The following is a 16,667-nucleotide window of genomic DNA, read 5'->3' as shown; positions in this document are numbered from 1 at the left end:
CGCTTCGCTATTGCAGCCATCAGGAACCTTTGATGTGAACGAATCCATTTTGTTTAGTATCAAAACGGGCAGTTTCAAAAGCGTTTAGCAGTCGCCAACTTAAAAAATCATGACCGGAGAACAATGCATGCCCCTCAGTGACACCATTGACAGAGCGTTGCTAAGCGCAGAGGAACGTTCCTCTATCGCTGAAATTGAAGCTACAACCAATATTCTGCAGCTTGTTACACGCATGACCGGGACGCGGTTCGCGGCGATCGCGAAATTCACCGAGACTGACTGGATCGTCTGTTCCGCCTACGATCCGATCGAGCTTGGGATCAACTCCGGCGACACGCTGGAATTGGAAACCACGCTGTGCAGTGAGTTTCGCAGAGACCCTCAGGTGCTTTTCGTGCCGCAGATAAGTCGCGACGGCAGGTTTTCCACACGCCCCGTGGTGAAGCAATATTTGATTGAAAGCTACGCAGGCGCGCCCATTTTCCTTCCTGACGGACAACTTTGGGGCGCGCTGTGTGCGTTGGACTCCAGGGCGGTGATTTTCGACGACCCGGATCTGGCGGATACGTTAGGCCTGTTCGCGAGACTGATCGGCTGTATCTTTTACGCGAATCTGACGGAGGCCGGCAGCGGCTACAGCAAGAACGTTTCAAGCGTTATCGGATAAACAAGAAACAGCCCTGAATATTCAGGGCTGTTTCATTTGTGGCCTGTGAGAATTTTGCTCCACCCTGCTACAAAGTGTAGGAAACGCCGACCTGCACGGTTCGCGGCGCCCCCGGGTAGGCATAGACGTTGCCGAATGCGCCCTCTTCATAATCACGGTCGAACAGGTTTTGCACGTCGAGATTAAGCCGCACCTTGTCATTGATCTTGTAGAAGCTGAGCAAGTCGACAACGGTATAGCTGCCCATCGAAAACGCGGTGTTGGCGGTTTGGCCGGCGCGCTCGTCGACGTACTTGAGGCCAGTGCCCAGGCCCAGTCCCTTGAAGGTGCCGTCCTGGAACTCATACATGTTCAGCAGGCTGAAGCTGTTCTTCGGGATGTTCATCAGCCGCGTGCCAGAGCGCAGCACATTGTCCTTGGTCACTTCGGCATCGACATAGGCGTAGCCACCCATCACCCGCCATTCGGGCGTCAGGTTGCCGGCCACGTTGACGTCGAATCCACGGCTGCGCACCTCGCCGGCCGCAACGCTGAAGGTCGAGTCAACCGGGTCGGTGGTCAGCACGTTACGTTTTTCGATCTGATAGATCGCCGCGTCGACGCTCAACTGCTGATCCAGCGCTTCCCACTTGATCCCCATTTCATAGGACTTGCCCTTCTCTGGCTCGAACCCTCCGCCCTGGCGACTGGCGCCGGTGTTCGGCTTGAAAGAGCGCGCCGTGTCGGCATAGATCGCCAATGTCTCGGTCAGGTCATAGGTCACGCCGATGCGCGGAGTCACCGCGTTGTCACTGGCCTGCCAGCTCTTGCCACCGGGCACGTAAGTTTCGTAGTCATGTTCGAAGCGCTCGAAACGCGCCCCGGTCAACACCTTGAGTTTATCGGTCAACGCCACCTGATCCTGCACGAACGCGGCATACGTCTTGAGGTTTTCCTTGTCGTGCGTCGGCGTGCGGGTGAGCGCCGGGCGCGGCTGGCCGTAGACCGGGTCGAAGATGTCGATCGGGTACGCACCGACAGCGCCGCTGGAGCGCTGGATGATCGACTTGTAGTCGTAATCCTCGTACTCGATGCCGGTGAGCAACGTGTGCTGCAAACCCGCGGTAGCGAAATGCCCGGTCAGATTGAGCTGGGTATCCTTGTCGGTCCACTCCAGCTTGCGGTAGTTGAAATTGCGCCCGAGGGTGCGGCCGTCATCGGCAATGCCATTGGCCTCGATTGCGTTGCCCTTGAGCGAACCGTCGAGCCACTGGAAACCGCCGCCCAGGGTCCAGTCGTCATTGAGCATGTGCTCGAAACGCATTTGCGCCATGTTGTTGTCGTTATGCAGTTTGCCAGCGTCTTTTTCGCCGAAAAAACTGTCGCGCGAGGCGGTTCCGGTCTGCTTCGCGTAACGGGTAAGGCCGCGATCCAGAGGCGCGTTGTTGCGCATGAAATCGCCTTCGAAAATCAGCTTGGTCGCGTCGGTTGCCTGCCAGGTGAGCACCGGTGCGATGCCGTAGCGCTCGGTTTCGACATGATCGCGGAAAGTGTCGCCGCCCTCGCCCACAACGTTCAAGCGATAGGCCAGACGCCCTTCTTCGTCGAGCGGGCCGGAAGCGTCCAGCGTGCCGCGTTTCATGCCCTGATCGTTGAGTTGGCTGCTCAGGGTGACGCTGCTTTCAGGCAACGGCTGCTTGGACACCACGTTGAAGGTGCCGCCAGGATCACCCCGACCGTAGAGCATGGTGGCCGGGCCGCGCAGCACTTCGAGGCGTTCGATTGTGTTGGCATCCGGCATGTTCGGATAGCCGCGGTTGATCGGGAAACCGTTGCGATAGAACTCGCCGGTGGTGAAGCCACGCACGGTAAACGTGGTCAGGCCCTGACCACCAAAGTTGTTCGCCCGCCCCACGCCGCCGGCGTAGTCCAGCGCGTCCTGCAATCGGGTGGCGCCCAGATCTTCGACCGCATCCTTCGAGACGACACTGATCGATTGCGCAGTTTCATGGATCGAGGTGTCGGTACGCGTGGCGCTGGCCGAGCGCGTCGCGCGATAACCCTGCACCGGGCCGTCCGCCCTTTCGTAATTCGCCGTACCGATGACATCGGTTGCGTCCAGCTCCAGCGTTGAGGGTGATGCCCCCGTTTGATCAGCCCATGAGGCAGGCGACAATGCTTGCAGCACACAAATGGAAAGCAGGGTTCGACGCATGGAGGGGGAAACCTTTACGAATAGGCCAATGCAGGGGGTGAATCCGCCAAAAAACTCCCGCGCATGCTATACAAAATTATTCGCAATTAATACATATTCCCATTAACGGCGTTATCCCTGGTAAGGGAGACACCGTCGCTCTGCACCCTGCCCCGCGAATGTTTATGTTCCGCCCGAAAGCCCCTCGGTCGCCTGGACGAACCTCGCCCCGGCCTTGCGCACCAACTGGCGCCATTCAGTTGCTGTAATCAGCCTTTGCTGTTCCATGCTATCGGCCATTTTCAGCAACTCGTCGTATTGATCCTCGGCGTCCATACGGATCGCTGGCTCTTCCAGTAATTTTCGCCAGGCGGCCAACGCCTGCTCTTTCCCATCGTCGCTCATGGTCATTACCCCGGGTGACTTGTAAGTCGGTAGAGGGCTGCGGTTCTGGAGTGTTCAGCGGCGGCTACTGATGGCGCGACGGATGGTTTTCGTTGCGGCCTCGATAAATGAAGCGGCCAGTCGGGCTCGACGACGCCCGGGCACGCCACCGTGACGCGGATCTTGTCCGTTTTCTGGCGCAAATCATCCGAGATAGCGCGGGCTGCGAGCTCGGCGAAGGGCTGGATGGGGCGAGTGCCTGCTATCGAGTGGGCTACGAAAGCCCGTCGCAATTCAGTCGCCAGTTTGGGTGTCCGCCATCAAAAGACACCCAGCGGGTTCCCGCCCGGCATGAAAGTCAGCCTGACGGCGATCTATCGGATTAACGCCCACCGATCACTTCACAAACCGGTTACGCCCCAGCGTCTTGGCGTTATACAGCGCCTGATCGGCGACCTCGATCAACCCTTGCAAGGATTGCAGTTGCGCCCCCGAGGCCGTAGCGATGCCGATACTCACACTCAGCCGGCCGAATGGGCTGGATGGGTGTGCGATGTTCGCTTGCTCCAAGCGTTCGAGGATCAACTGCGCGACCACTGCAGCACCGTCACTGTCGGTGGCCGGCATGATCACGCTCAGCTCCTCGCCGCCGTAACGCGCTACCAGATCCGACGGGCGCCGCACACAACCTTCGAGGATTGTGCCGACCTTCTGCAGGCAGGCATCGCCGGCGACATGCCCGAACGAGTCGTTGAACAGCTTGAAGTAATCGATATCGATCATCAGCAACGCCAGCGTCGTGCCGTCACGTTGTGCGCGCCGGGCTTCCATGGCGAGGCTCTCATCGAAGCAGCGCCGGTTGGCCAGACCGGTCAAGGCGTCCTTCATCGCCAGTAACTCAAGCTGACGATTGGAGGAAAGCAACTGCTGCTGCGTCCCGCGCAATTGATCTTCAGCCCTGGTACGCCTGCGAATATCGAGAATCAGAAACCAGCCGATGAGCCCGGTAAGCCCCAGCAGCCCCGTGACCACCACTGCCGACAGCCAGGCTTCCATGCGCCACGCAGCAAGGGCTTCGCGTTTGCCGAGGGCGACGGTGGTGATCAGCGGCAGCCGATCACTCTTGCGGAAAGCGTAGAGCCGCTCGACGCCATCGAGGCTGGAGGTAAACGACGCGGTACCGACGGATCGATCGACCAGATACTTCGCATAGATGGGCGACTTGGAAAAATTGCGGCCCATGTCCTGCTCACGGAAGGGATAGCGCACCAGCAACGTGCCGTCGGTGTAGGACAAGCCGATGGCCCCCTCCTGCCCGACGTCGATCTTGCCGAACAGGCGCAGGAAGTTTTCGATTCCCAGGGTCACCGCCACCACACCGGCAAACTCGCCGTGCGCGTCATTGAAACGGCGACTGACGGTGATCACCCACTCCTGATTGGAGCGGCTCTGGATCGGCGGACCGATAAAGGTCTCGCGGCTCGGGTCGTCACGATGATGGGTGAAGTAGACGCGATCACTGCTGTTGGCCCCGGCCGGGATCGGTCGGTTGGACGACATCAGCCAACGGCCCTGATTGTCGTAGATGGTGATGCCGCTGAGCTGCGGCATCAGCGGTTCCTGGCGATTGACCAGTGCGCTCAGACGCTGGATCTGCGCGGGGCCACTGCCTTCGGTTTCCAGACGTTCGACGATCCCGAGCAACAGCAACGAACTCTGGCGGACGATCCCTTCGGAATAAGTCGCCAGCGCCTGGGTCAGGTTCAAGCCATGAACGTTGACTTCCTCCAGTGCGCGCTCTCGAGAGGCCAATACTTTCCACACCGTCAGTGACCCGAGGGAACAACCGATCACCAACAACAAAAGCACAACCAGGCGGGTATCACGCTTCACATTACTACCTTTGGGAAAGTCCGGTTTCCGTTCCTGCGGCGGGTCGACCGACTCGATGACTGCAGCCGCGTGTCCTTGTCGCGCGCAAGGATACAAGCAGCACTGGCTTGCTGCAGCAACAGATTATGTCGCGCAAAAAAGACATACTTCCGATTTGCGCTGCGTCGTCCGGAAAAAGCGTGCTAAAGACTTCAGGACAGGCTTTGCGCTTGGCGAAACAGCGACAAGAATGCCAGACCAAACCATCGCCAGGCTTTCAGAATCCGCTTGGCGCCCACCGTCAGAAGCCAACTTTCTGACGCCTGTTTCACGACCCTTTCGTGATGTGTTGCCAAGCATAAAATTTTGGCACTTTTGCACAACAAGTTGACATCCAAAAGCATGCCACGGGCCACCGATATCATTAGAGTATGCGCCCTTAAAAAGGAAAGGACTCTTGATGACTCAGTCACTCTCACGGCGCGTTGTGGCGATTACCGGCGCCCTGGGGAATCTCGGCGAGACCCTGGCGGACATGGCCGCAGCCCAGGGCGCGGATCTGGTGCTGATCGATCAGGCGACGATGGCGATGCCCAGTTCCCACAATCGACTGGTCCTGTCCGGCATCGATCTGACCTCCCTTGCCGATTGCCAGGCAGTCGCCCACCAGATCAATCGCTATTTCGGACGCCTCGACGCCCTGGTCAACGGCGCCGGAGGCTATGCGTGGGAGCCGTTGCTGGGCAGTGCGATAGAGGCCTGGGATCGGCTCTACTCGCTGAACCTTCGAACCGCATTGAACGCCAGCAAAGCCTTGCTGCCATTGCTGCTGCAATCCTCGGCGGGACGCATCGTCAATATCGGATCGAGCATGGCGGCGAAGGCCGGGCTGGGCATGGGCGCTTACGCCGCGTCGAAATCCAGCGTTTTGCGCCTGACCGAAAGCCTCGCCGAAGAACTCAAGGACATGAGCATCACGGTCAATGCCGTGTTACCGAGCGTGCTCGACACCCCGCAAAACCGTGAAGCCATGCCCGACGCCGAGCATCAGCGCTGGGTGACGCCCGCTCAACTGGCGGCGGTCATTCTGTTTCTGATCTCGGAACAAGCGTCGGCCGTCACTGGCACCGGTATTCCGGTGATCGGGCGCATGTAGGGTCTATCGACGCCGCGCGCCTTGGCGACGTCGCTTTCTTCACCTTTCGGAAAAGCAAGATCACCGGATTACCGGACTTCCCCTCCCCCCATGCGACCCGCCACTTCCAGCGCTGCCTTCGTTAACCACGTCCTTGATGTCGCCGAACAATACGGCTGCGATGGCGACTGGCTGTTGCAGCAGACCGGACTCTCACGCGAGCAGTTGTCCGACTCGATCGTGCGCATTCCCATGCGCCAACTGCGTGCCTTGCTGGAACTGGCGGCGCTCAGCAGCAACCTGCCGCATTTCGGCCTGTTGGTCGGCGCCGCCGTGCGCCCGGGCACTTATGGCGCGCTGGGTTATGTGCTGATGACCAGCGCGACACTGGGCGAATCGCTGAACATGATTCTGCGTTTCGGCAAGATCGTTTACGACAGTCCGTCCAGCCAGACCCGAATCGTCATCGGCGACGGCCGCGTGACTCTCGAAGATCAACGCATCAGTGAACTGGAGCCCTATTGCGCCCTGCATCAGGAAGCGCTGATGGTCGGCTGGGCAGCGTTCGGTCGCTGGTTGATCGCGAGTAATCAGCCGATGCTGGAAGTCCGGATGATGCATTCGGCGGTGGGCGAACCGGCGCTGTATGAACACTTCTTTGGCTGTCCGGTGCAGTTCGAGGCCGGATGCAATGCGCTGGTGTTCGCCGAGTCGACGCTCTCGACGCGGATCCAGGGCGCCGACCCGCGCATGCATCGCAGCATGCTGCTGGAGGCGGACTGGCAGTTGTGCCTGTCGTATCCGGCGTTTTCGGTCACAGATCGATTGCGCGCGCTGCTCACCGAGCAATTGCCGACCGGTGATTTCAGCCTGAAAAGCCTGGCCCGGCAATTGGCGATTTCGCCGCGCACCTTGCAGCGCAAACTGGCGGCCGAAGGGGAAAACTTCAATCAGGTGCTGGAAACTATGCGCATGGAACTGGCCGACCATTACCTGCGCCGCACCGAGACCAGCATCATGAACATCGCCCTGATGCTGGGTTACTCGCAGGCCAGTTCTTTCAGCCATTCCTTCCGTCAGGCCCGCGGGATTTCGCCGGTGGATTACCGCAAGTTGCTGCGCGCCAGATAAGCCCGATCACGGTTTCAGCTGCAGCAGCGGCTGACCCTTTTTCACCACATAGGTCGCCAGTTCCACACCTTGGTCCTGGCCGACATTCTTCGCCACATGGGCCACACCTGCCGGGATGAACAGCGAGTCCCCGGCCTTTAGCGTGACCGCCGGCCGCCCCTCCAGTTGATACTCCAGCGTGCCGCTGAGCACGTGCGCCACCTCGATACCCGGATGCGCATGCCGCGGCGCGGTGACACCCGGTTCGAAATCGATACGTGCCTGTATCACCTCGCGATCCGCGTCGCCCAGGTCCTGACGAATCAGGTCGGTACGGCTCAGGCCCTGCTGCCAGCTCATGGCTTGAGCGTCTGCCGCCTGCGCCAGGCCGGTGAATGAAACCAGTGCGGCCACAGTGGCCAGAATCAGTGTGCGTTGCATGCAATTGCCCTCTCGACAGTCATGGTGTGAAGGCCTGCACTGTGACTGCCGGGTGTAGCGGCCATGTGTCGAAAAACCCGCGTTTGGTCTCGCCGTGTATCACGTGCGGAGCTGGATACACGGCCATACAAAGCACACCGGCTGTGTATCACAGTGTGTACAGATGCCCCGGCGATACATGAACTTGAATCATCGCGCTTTTTCGACATGGACCAGATACGTCCCGGCGTTCAAATGCCTGCAAGGTTTGCCGGGCTCAGCCCGCACCTCCCCCCGACAGGATTGCCAAGGAGACTTCAGCATGAAAAACGCAGCATTCAACCGTATGAACATCCTCGCCGTGGCGCTGTTCGGCGCGCTGGCGGCGACGCAAATGCCAGCGGCCGCCGCCGCGCAGCCGGCAACCGGCGACCACAACGTCAGCTATTCCGCGCCCTCGCCGTTCGGCCCGCTCAAGCATGTGAAGGCCGGGTTGCTGGATGTGGCATACGCCGAAACCGGCCCGGCGCAGGGGCCGGTGGTGATTCTGCTGCACGGCTGGCCGTACGACATTCACAGCTATGACGAGGTCGCGCCGGTGCTCGCCGCCAAGGGGTATCGGGTGCTGATGCCGTATGCGCGGGGGTATGGCGACACGCATTTCCTCTCGGACAAGACACTGCGCAACGGCCAGCCTGCGGCGCTGGCCAGCGACGTGATCGACTTCATGGATGCACTGAACATCAAGCAAGCGGTGCTCGGTGGTTACGACTGGGGCGCACGTTCGGCAGACATCGTCTCGGCGCTGTGGCCGGATCGAGTCAAGGCATTGGTCTCGGTCAGCGGCTACCTGATCGGCAATCAGGCTGCCGGGCAAAATCCGTTGCCGCCCAAGGCCGAATTGCAGTGGTGGTATCAGTTCTACTTCGCCACCGACCGTGGCCGGGACGGTTACCGTAAAAACACCCACGACTTCGCCAGGCTGATCTGGCAGCTCGCCTCCCCGAAATGGGCCTTCGATGACGCCACGTTCGACCGCAGCGCCAAAGCGCTGGAAAACCCCGATCACGTCGAGATCACCGTGTTCAACTACCGCTGGCGTCTGGGCCTGGTGCAGGGCGAACCGCAATACGCGGCGCTGGAGCAGAAACTCGCCAGCGCCCCAACCATCAGCGTGCCGACCATCACCCTCGAGGGCGATGCCAACGGCGCGCCGCACCCGGCGCCCGAGGATTACGCCAAGCGTTTCACCGGCAAGTACCAGTTCCGCCTGATCAACGGCGGCATCGGCCACAACCTGCCGCAGGAGGATCCGCATGCGTTTGCTCAGGCAGTGATCGACGCCGATCACCTCTGAGGTCGAAGGCAGAAAACGCCTCGGTCTACTTGACCAGGCGTTTTTCCCTGGACGGTCGATAACCGAAAAACGCGCTGTAGCACTTGCTGAAATGGCTCGGCGAAACGAAACCGCAGGCCACCAGCACTTCCATCTGCGACAGCTCGGTGTGCTGCAACAGGCGCCGGGCTTCGGTGATGCGCAGTTCCAGGTAATAGCGCTGCGGCGTGGTACCGAGTTGCTCCTTGAACAAGCGCTCCAGTTGTCGCCGCGAGCGACCGGCGTACACCGCCAGTTGTTCCAGCTCCAGCGGTTCCTCGAGGTTGGCGTCCATCAGCTTGACCACCTCGCGCAACGGTGCACTGACGCAGAGGTTTTCATCCGGTTTGATCCGCCGATACCGCGACTCCTCGAACGCCAGAATGTCCTCGATGCCCTCGACCAGCGCCTTGCCGTGCAGGCTCTTGATCCAGTCCAGCGCCATATGGAAAGCCCCGGACGGACTCGACGCGGTGAGTCGGTCGCGATCGATCACATAAGGTTCGCTGCTGACCTGAGTGGCTTTGGCAATTTCCGTGAGTGCGGGACGGTGTTCCGGGTGGATCGCGCAACGATAACCATCGAGCAGTCCGGCGCGGCCGAGAAACCACGCACCGTTCCACAAACCGGCCAGACTGACCCCGCGCTCCGCCGCCGAGCGCAGCAGGCTGTTCAACTCCTCGCTGGCCTTCAGCTCAGTGCGGTAGCCGCCGCACACCACCAGCAAGTCCAGATCCGCAAGGCTGGCGGCGTCAATCCGCGCATCCGGGCGAATCACCAGCCCCAGATCGCTGATCACTTCACCCTCGCCCAGCCCGAACGTGCGCGAGCTGAACAGTCCGGCGCGTAACAGGTTGGAGGTGATAATGGTGTCCAGCGCCTGGGTGAAGGCCGGCAGTGAGAAGTGTTCCAGCAACAGGAAACCGGTGCGGGTGATGCGGGTCTCGGCGGCTTGCTCATTCAGATAGCGGAGGTTTTTACCCTTCATGCCTCCGCTGAATTGACGTCGTTCGATCAAGGTCTGGCCCATCGGTCATGTTGTTATGCGCCGATAGTTGGCTTGATGGGCCAAAGAGTCAATCACGCTTGCGGCTGATGACTGGTCACGCAGTGAATCCCGCCGCCACCGGCAGCGATCGCATCGATGTTCAGCAACTCGACTTTGCGCTGCGGGTACAGCTTCGATAACAGGTCATAAGCCTTTTTATCAGCCTTCTTGTCACCGAATTCCGGGGCGATGATCGCGCCGTTGATCACGAAGTAGTTGATGTAACCGGCGGCGAAGTCCGGGTTGTTCTGGTTGAACTTGCTCTTGCGCGGCTTGAGTGGCGGCGAAATCGTGTGGATCTGCAGTTTGCGACCATCAGCGTCGGTGGCTTTCCTGAGAATCTCCAGGTGCGCCAGCGTGACCTGGTGATCGTAGGATTCAGGGTCGCTGTCGAGGTTGGCGATCACCACACCGGGCTTGATGAACCGTGCATAGAAATCGACGTGGGCGTCGGTGATGTCCTTGCCCTTGATCCCCGGCAGCCAGATGATTTTGCGCAGGCCCAGACGCTCCTTCAGTTCAGCCTCGACATCGGCCTTGCTCCAGCCAGGATTGCGGTTGCTGTTGATCCAGCTGCTTTCGGTCATGATCCCGGTACCGTGGCCGTCGACTTCGATGCCGCCGCCCTCGCCCACCAGTTCACTGCGCAGGTAGGTCGCCTGTGCATCGGCGGCCACTCGCGCAGCGATTTTCGCATCCTTGCTGTGCCGCTGTTTGTCGCCCCAACCGTTGAAATTGAAGTCCACCGCGCCAAGCCCGCCTTTGTCATCGATGACAAAATTGGCGCCGATATCGCGCATCCAGATGTCGTCGAGCGCGGCGGTCACGTAGGTGACGTTGCGGGTGCCGCAATACTCTTCGGCGAGGCTGCGTTCGCCACTGCGACACAACACCGTGACCGGCTCATAACGGGCAATGGTGCGGGCGATGCGGCCCAGCGCAGCCTGCACATCGGCGGTGATATCTTCCCAGATCGCATCCTGTGCGCCGAAAGCGATGAAGGCGCGCTCGTGCTTGTCGCCCTCGTCGGGCATAAACCAATCCCCCGCGCTGGCCGCCAGCAATTTGCCCGGCGTCAGGCCAAGGCCCATGACCGCAGCGCTGATACCTGCGGCGACCGATACCTGTTTGATGAATTCACGACGCGTCGACATATCTGGTTTTCCTGAAAAGGGCCGGCGACCGGGCGCCGGCGGTTGAATCATGGCTGAGTGGCGGTTTTGAATTTGGTCCAGGTGCGCATCCGTGCGCGCATGTCGGCCTGGGGGATGTCCTTGCCCGGGATCAATCGAGCATAGGTCGCCTCGTCGAGGTAGATGTCCGGGTTATTGCGCATCGCGGCGTCGACGCTGTCCCGCGCCTTGGCGTTGGAAGTCGGGTAACCGGTGAAGTTACTGATCGCCGCCATGTTCTGCGGGCGCATCACGAAATTGATGAACGCGTAGGCGTACTCCGGGTGTTTCGCATCGACGGGAATCGCCATGGTGTCCATCCACACCGTGGTGCCTTCGCGAGGGATGCGGTACTCGAACCGGGTGGTCTTGCCGGCACTGTCCGAGGTGCGTTGGGCCTGGGTCATGTCGCCGCTGTAGCCCAGCGACAGGCACAGGTTGCCGTTGACCAGATCGGTCACCGGTTGCGACTGGAACTTGCGCACGTAAGGCCGCAGCTTCATCAGCACCTCACTGGCCGCTGCCAGATCCGCCGGTTTCGCGCTGCGCGGATCGCGGCCCAGATAATTGAGCACCACCGCCAGCACCTCATCCGGCGAGTCGATCAGCGAAATTCCACAGTCGGCGAACTTCGCCGCCAACTCCGGTTTGAACAGCATGTCCAGGCTGTTGACCGGTGCGTCGGCCACGCGCTGCTGGATCTGCGCCGCGTTGTAGGTCAGGCCGATGGTGCCCCAGGTGTAAGGCACGGTGGCCTGGCTGGAATGCTCGTAGTGGCTGCGCAGTTTCTGCAAACCGGGCTCGATGTCGGCCAGCGCCGTCAGCTTCGATGGGGCCAGCGGCATCAGGCTGCCGGCGCGCATCAGGCGCTCGGCCACAGTGTCGCCGGGGAAGATCAGGTCATAGCCGCTGCCGCCAGAGAGCATCTTCGCTTCGAGGGTTTCACTGCCGTCCATGACGTCGTAAATCACCTTGATCCCGGTTTCCGCGGTAAAGCGGCTCAGGGTGTCTTCGGCAAAATAATCGGCCCAGTTGTACAGCCGCAGGGTTTTGTCCTCGGCATGCAGCGCCGGAATCACGCAGGTCAGCGCCAGGCCCAGAACGCCGAACAGTCGTTTGTGATGCGTAGCCATATCAAACCCCTTGAGCGTTCCAGCGTGCATGAAGGTGGCGACCATCCTGACTGAGCAGCGCGCCGTACATGTCCGGCCGGCGGTCGCGGTAAATGCCCCAGCTCAGGCGCTCTTCGCGCATCGCGTCGAGATCGAGGCGGTGCACCAGCACGCCAGTGCTGTCGCGGTCGGCTTCGGCCAGCAACTGGCCTTTGTGATCGCTGATGAACGACGAACCGTAGAAGCTCATCTGCAGCGACGGATCGGTGCTCGCCACTTCGCGCCCGACCCGATTGGCCGCCACCACCGGCAGCAGATTGGCGGCGGCATGGCCGCGCATGGTCATCTGCCAGTGATCGCGCGAATCCAGCGCCGCGCAACCCGGCTCAGAGCCGATGGCCGTGGGAAACAGCAACACTTCAGCGCCCATCAACGCCAGGCAACGCGCGGTCTCGGGAAACCACTGATCCCAGCAGATGCCCACGCCGAGGCGGCCGAACGCGGTGTCCCAAACACGGAAACCGCTATCGCCGGGGCTGAAATATTCCTTCTCCTGATAGCCGATGGCGTTGGGGATGTGGGTTTTGCGGTACACCCCCGACAGGCGCCCGTCGGCATCGGCCACGCTCAACGAATTGAAGAAGGCGTTGCCGGCCCTCTCGAACCAGCTCAGCGGTAACACCACGCCCAGCTCTTTGGCCAGCGCAGCGAAACGCTGCAGCACGCGGCTGTCGCGATACTCCTCGGCCAGCGCCAGATGTTTGTGGCTCTGTTCGATGCAGAAATATGGCGTGGCGAACAGCTCCTGCAACAGGATCACCTGCGCGCCCTTCGCGGCCGCGTCGCGGACCAGTTGCTCGGCCTGATCGAGGTTGCGCGGCAGATCCCAGGTGCACGACATCTGGGTGGTGGCGATGGTCAGATGGCTCATCACTCAACCCTCCACCGGCCAGGCCGGTTGCTGCTGAGTGATGCAATGCACCCCGCCGCCGCCATGAGCCAGATGATTGATGCGCACCGGCACCACTTCGCGTCCGGGGAACGCCTGCGCCAGCACTTTGGCGGCCACCTCGTCGGCCTCGATGCCGTAGGCCGGCATGATGATCGCGCCGTTGGCGATGTAGAAATTGGTGTACGAGGCGCAGAACACTTCGGCGTCGCTGTCCACCGCTTCGCTGGCTTCGAACAGTTCGATCAACTCGAACCGGCGCCCTTGGGCGTCGGTCGCCAACTCCAGCGCACGACGGTTTTCGCGGACCACTTCGGCGTACACCGAGCTTTGGTCGTGGGTCGCATCCACCAGCAACACGCCGGGACGGGCGAAGGCGCAGACGCCATCAACGTGACCGTCAGTCATGTCGCCGGTGACGTAATCCGGGTCGCCCGGCAGCCAGATGGTTTTCTTCACGCCGAGCAAACGGCTGAAAATCTCCTCCATTTCGGCCTTGCCAATGCCCGGGTTGCGATTGGGGTTGAGCAGCACCGACTCGGTGGTGATCAGCGTGCCCTCGCCGTCGACATGAATCGCCCCGCCCTCGTTGCTCAACGGCGTGCCGAAGCATTCCAGCCCCAGATGATTGAGTGCGCGCCGCGCCAGGCTTTCGTCCAGCTCATGCGCCGACTTGCCGCCCCAGGCATTGAAGCGCCAGCTGACACCGGCCAGCCCTTGTTGCGGGTGGCAGACAAAGCTCGGGCCAGAGTCGCGGCACCAGCTGTCGTTGACCACCAGCGGGATCAGCTCGATGTTCGGCCCGCACAGCGCTTTGGCGCTCGCTAGCGCCGAAGGATCAACGACCATTTTCACCGGTTCGAAACGGGCGATGGCGTTGGCGACCCGGGCGAAATCCTCTTGCACCTGCGGCAATGTCACGCGCCAGCCTGACTCCCACAGCGCCTTGTTGTGCGGCCAGACCATCCAGGTCGCGGCATGCGTCACCCATTCGGCAGGCATCATCCAAGCGTTGTTGTTATTCTCGTTGCGCGGCATGACAAGCACCTCTCGATTAAGCCATTGTGTTCAATGGAAATTGCCGGGATTTGGCGTGAGGTGAATGCTACGGCGCTGAAATCGCAGCAACAAACGATGGATTTAGCGCACAACTGATTAGAGGAACTTATCAATATGCTCAAACACTGGCCGCCGCTCAGCTCCCTGCGCGGCTTCGAAGCGGCTGCGCGCCTCGGCAGTTTTCACAAGGCGGCCGATGAGTTGAGCCTTACTCAATCGGCGATCAGCCAGCAGATTCGCAGCCTCGAAGCGTACCTCGAACAGCCGCTGTTCTTTCGCAACGGTCGCAGTGTCGCGCTGACCGATGCCGGCCACGATCTGCTCAGCACCACCCAGGCGATGCTGCAGCAACTGGCGGTCGGCATCCGCCGTCTGGGGCAATATCAGAAGCCCAATCAACTGGTGCTCAACACCACGCCGGCGTTTGCCCGGCACTGGTTGCTGCCGCGTCTGGCGGATTTTCGGCGCCAGCATCCGCAAGTCGATTTGTGGATTTTCAGCACCGATGAAGTACCGGACATGGCCACGCAAACCATCGATCTGGCGGTGCGCGACGACATCAGCTCCCAGGCTGAATGCAGCTTCAAGGTGCTGCATGCCGACCGCCTGTTTCCGGCGTGTCATCCCAGCGTTTTGGCGCAGCCCGCCGCGCAGCGCACCACCCTGCACGGTGAGCGGGAAATGGACTGGAGCCACTGGGCGGTGGAGGCCGGCGTCGATGTCGGGCAGCAGGATCATGGGTTGAATTTTTCCGATCCGGGCTTGTTGCTCGATGCCGCTGCGGCGGGGCTGGGGATTGCGCTGGTCAGCCAGTTGCTCAGCCGTCAGGCGCAGGAAAACGGGCTGTTACAGCCCGTGGTGGAGCAAACCATTCGTGGCCCGAACTGGGCGCTGCTGACCCATCGCGACAGCGAGAATGACCCGATGGCGCGATGCTTCAGTGAATGGCTTTCAAGCCAACTGGCGGGACCTGATCCGCACGATCAGACGACCGTGAGATAACCCGCACCGAGCCGGCCTTCCAGACGACCGAACAGCACGTAATGCTGATAACCGCTGGTGAACGCACCCGTGGAAATCGCGTTTTTGACGTCCTGATTCATATGCAGGTATTGCGCTTCGTCGAAGTTCTCCGCACTGACTTCGCCGGTTCGCCCAAGCTTTTCGCTTTCGACCGGCAGCCCCATGATCGTGCGCCGCTGGAAGTCGATAATGCGGTTGACGGCGTGACTTTCCAGCGGCCCCCGATTGGATTGGGTCGAGTAGATGTGCAAGCCGTTTTTTGCGCAGCGATTGCACATGTCGACGCAATTTTTCTGCGTGGACTTCAGGCCGGTCAATTGCGCCAGAGGCATGTCCAGATACTTGCCGACCTGGTATTCGCTCTGATTGAAAACGGAACAGCACAAAACGGTATTGCCGTTGCAGTCGAGCACCAGCCAGTCATCCTTGAGCGAGCACGCTTGCTTGGGATATTGACGGACCAGATTGACCAGATCGTCGAAGGGCGGCAGCGCCAGCCTTTTCAGGGTTTCATGATCGGTATCCGTCACCGAAGGGTCGCGCTCGATCAGCGCCAGCGTTTTCTCCAGCGGCATCATCACTGAATACCCGGTGGAGAACTCGAAACCCAGACTCTGGCTGAATTCGCGCATCAGCCCTTCTTCTTCCATGTTGTCCAGATAACGGTGGTAGTAAACCTCGATGCGCGTACTCAAGCCATGTTGTTGCTTGAGTTCATGCAGTTTGATCATGTTGGCTTTGACCACTTCAATGTCGCCGCCCACGTGCCCCTGCCGGTAAGTCTCCTGGTAAAACCCGGACAACGAAATACGGAAGAACCACGGGTTGGCCAGCATGGCGGTTTCCATGTTCTTGGCCAGGTTCAAGTTGGAACTGATACCGCTCTGCAAACCGGCGGCATTGATGATCTCGACAAACTCACCGATTCGCGGATGGATCAACGGCTCGGTCCAGTTGTACAGAAAGATCGTCTCGACCCCTTCGTTGCGGGCCTTCTCGACGATCTTGCGGAACATGTCGACTTGCATGGCTTTCTTGAAGTTGACGTTTTCCGAGTTGCCCATCGGGCACGAAGGGCAGCTTAAATTGCACGCACCGACAATATCGATATACATGTTCATGACGGGTGACGCTCCTTGAGTGAATAGCGGTGCATCCAGAGCAAGCG

General features: G+C 60.5%; 15 protein-coding genes. 5 read left to right on the top strand and 10 right to left on the bottom strand.

The window, feature by feature from the left end:
• Positions 1-127 precede the first annotated feature (127 nt).
• On the top strand, positions 128-667 hold the full coding sequence (locus tag M0808_RS24665; protein ID WP_027613840.1) for a GAF domain-containing protein: 540 nt from the start codon (positions 128-130) through the stop codon (positions 665-667).
• 67 nt (positions 668-734) lie between these two features.
• Here M0808_RS24665 and M0808_RS24660 read toward each other — a convergent pair whose 3' ends face one another.
• The 3 genes from M0808_RS24660 to M0808_RS24650 all read right to left on the bottom strand — a co-directional run bounded on the left by M0808_RS24660 (position 735) and on the right by M0808_RS24650 (position 5,117).
• Positions 735-2,861, bottom strand: a complete 2,127-nt coding sequence (locus tag M0808_RS24660; RefSeq protein ID WP_247842703.1) for a TonB-dependent siderophore receptor — start codon at positions 2,859-2,861, stop codon at positions 735-737.
• A 162-nt stretch (positions 2,862-3,023) separates the two neighbouring features.
• Positions 3,024-3,245: a hypothetical protein gene (locus M0808_RS24655; RefSeq protein WP_098968507.1), complete on the bottom strand. Its 222-nt coding sequence runs from the start codon at positions 3,243-3,245 to the stop codon at positions 3,024-3,026.
• Between the two features lie 375 nt (positions 3,246-3,620).
• A complete protein-coding gene (locus tag M0808_RS24650; protein WP_098968397.1) occupies positions 3,621-5,117 on the bottom strand; it encodes a sensor domain-containing diguanylate cyclase in 1,497 nt (498 codons plus the stop codon).
• 439 nt (positions 5,118-5,556) lie between these two features.
• Between M0808_RS24650 and M0808_RS24645 the strand changes: the two genes are divergently transcribed.
• On the top strand, positions 5,557-6,252 hold the full coding sequence (locus M0808_RS24645; RefSeq protein ID WP_027613831.1) for an SDR family NAD(P)-dependent oxidoreductase: 696 nt from the start codon (positions 5,557-5,559) through the stop codon (positions 6,250-6,252).
• Between the two features lie 90 nt (positions 6,253-6,342).
• Positions 6,343-7,362, top strand: a complete 1,020-nt coding sequence (locus M0808_RS24640; protein WP_247842702.1) for an AraC family transcriptional regulator — start codon at positions 6,343-6,345, stop codon at positions 7,360-7,362.
• 6 nt (positions 7,363-7,368) lie between these two features.
• Here M0808_RS24640 and M0808_RS24635 read toward each other — a convergent pair whose 3' ends face one another.
• Complete coding sequence (locus M0808_RS24635) at positions 7,369-7,782, bottom strand: cupin domain-containing protein (RefSeq protein WP_247842701.1); 414 nt, start codon at positions 7,780-7,782, stop codon at positions 7,369-7,371.
• 301 nt (positions 7,783-8,083) lie between these two features.
• On the opposite strand from M0808_RS24635, the gene M0808_RS24630 reads away from it, so the two are divergent.
• Positions 8,084-9,118 (top strand): alpha/beta hydrolase, encoded by a 1,035-nt coding sequence (locus tag M0808_RS24630; RefSeq protein ID WP_247842700.1) that lies wholly within the window; start codon positions 8,084-8,086, stop codon positions 9,116-9,118.
• A 25-nt stretch (positions 9,119-9,143) separates the two neighbouring features.
• On the opposite strand, the gene M0808_RS24625 is transcribed toward M0808_RS24630, so the two are convergent.
• Genes M0808_RS24625 through M0808_RS24605 form a run of 5 tightly spaced genes read right to left on the bottom strand, consistent with a single transcriptional unit; the run spans position 9,144 to position 14,455 of the window.
• Positions 9,144-10,166: a GlxA family transcriptional regulator gene (locus tag M0808_RS24625; protein ID WP_247842699.1), complete on the bottom strand. Its 1,023-nt coding sequence runs from the start codon at positions 10,164-10,166 to the stop codon at positions 9,144-9,146.
• Between the two features lie 50 nt (positions 10,167-10,216).
• Positions 10,217-11,338, bottom strand: coding sequence for an agmatine deiminase family protein (locus tag M0808_RS24620; protein ID WP_247842698.1), 1,122 nt, complete (start codon positions 11,336-11,338; stop codon positions 10,217-10,219).
• A gap of 47 nt (positions 11,339-11,385) precedes the next feature.
• Positions 11,386-12,489: an extracellular solute-binding protein gene (locus M0808_RS24615; RefSeq protein ID WP_247842697.1), complete on the bottom strand. Its 1,104-nt coding sequence runs from the start codon at positions 12,487-12,489 to the stop codon at positions 11,386-11,388.
• Position 12,490: 1 nt separating this feature from the next.
• A complete protein-coding gene (gene aguB, locus M0808_RS24610; protein ID WP_247842696.1) occupies positions 12,491-13,399 on the bottom strand; it encodes an N-carbamoylputrescine amidase in 909 nt (302 codons plus the stop codon).
• A gap of 3 nt (positions 13,400-13,402) precedes the next feature.
• A complete protein-coding gene (locus M0808_RS24605; RefSeq protein ID WP_247842695.1) occupies positions 13,403-14,455 on the bottom strand; it encodes an agmatine deiminase family protein in 1,053 nt (350 codons plus the stop codon).
• Positions 14,456-14,590: 135 nt separating this feature from the next.
• On the opposite strand from M0808_RS24605, the gene M0808_RS24600 reads away from it, so the two are divergent.
• Positions 14,591-15,478 carry a LysR substrate-binding domain-containing protein gene (locus M0808_RS24600; protein ID WP_247842694.1) on the top strand — a complete coding sequence of 296 codons (888 nt, stop codon included), beginning with the start codon at positions 14,591-14,593 and terminating at the stop codon, positions 15,476-15,478.
• Here M0808_RS24600 and M0808_RS24595 read toward each other — a convergent pair.
• Complete coding sequence (locus tag M0808_RS24595) at positions 15,460-16,620, bottom strand: radical SAM protein (protein ID WP_247842693.1); 1,161 nt, start codon at positions 16,618-16,620, stop codon at positions 15,460-15,462. The genes M0808_RS24600 and M0808_RS24595 overlap by 19 nt on opposite strands.
• Positions 16,621-16,667: the final 47 nt, after the last annotated feature.

Source organism: Pseudomonas sp. MWU12-3103b (assembly GCF_023100615.1).
In the GTDB taxonomy this organism is placed as follows: Bacteria; Pseudomonadota; Gammaproteobacteria; order Pseudomonadales; family Pseudomonadaceae; genus Aquipseudomonas; species Aquipseudomonas putida_A.
Note: the sequence above shows the minus strand (reverse complement) of the source record. Positions and strands in the feature narration are given on the sequence as shown.